At 62.1% G+C, this 601-nt stretch carries 1 protein-coding gene and 1 pseudogene; one reads left to right on the top strand and one right to left on the bottom strand.

The window, feature by feature from the left end; translation table 11 throughout:
- Nucleotides 1–111: a DUF3224 domain-containing protein gene (locus tag KVT32_RS28370; RefSeq protein ID WP_371825629.1), complete on the top strand. Its 111-nt coding sequence runs from the start codon at nt 1–3 to the stop codon at nt 109–111.
- A gap of 54 nt (nt 112–165) precedes the next feature.
- Here the strand turns inward: KVT32_RS28370 and KVT32_RS28365 are convergent.
- A pseudogene (locus tag KVT32_RS28365) lies at nt 166–601 on the bottom strand (Dps family protein); the annotation flags it as partial.

Below are 601 nucleotides of genomic sequence, written 5' to 3'. Positions count from 1 at the left end.
GTGCCCGATTCGGGCACCGGGGAGCTGGCGGGGATTGCCGGCACGATGCGCATCCGCATCGAGGAGCGCCAGCATTTCTACGAATTCGACTACGTCCTGCCCGAGGCCTGAGCCGGCAGGAAAGCAGGAAGGGACAGGCGGGCATGTGCTGCCCGCCGCATCATCTTAATCCGACGAGGCTTCGCCCTGCGTCGCGCCGGCGCCTTGCTCCAGGAAGGAGCGCAGCATCCAGGCATTCTTCTCGTGTACGTCCATGCGTGCGGTCAGCATGTCGGCGGTCGGGAAGTCGTCCAGCTCGTCGGCGACCTTCACGCCTTCGCGCATGGTGCGGACGATGATTTCGTTGCCGTCGACCAGTTGGCGGATCATTTCCTTGGCCGAGAGTACTTCCGGTTCTTCCTTGATGCTCGACAGTTCGGCATAGCGTTTCGACGTGGCCGGGGCGAAATGGCCCAGCGAACGAATGCGCTCGGCGATTTCATCGAGCGCATTCCACTGCTCGCTGTACTGCTCCTAGACCATCACGTGCAGGGACGAGAACATCGGCCCGGTGACGTACCACTGGAAGTTATGGGTCTTCAGGTAGAGCATGTAGGCGTCC

The sequence above is a fragment of the Achromobacter sp. GbtcB20 genome, from assembly GCF_019091095.1.
GTDB classification, from domain to species: domain Bacteria; phylum Pseudomonadota; class Gammaproteobacteria; order Burkholderiales; family Burkholderiaceae_B; genus Achromobacter; species Achromobacter mucicolens.
The sequence above is the reverse complement of the archived record's forward strand: the minus strand, read 5'-3'. Positions and strand labels throughout refer to the sequence as shown.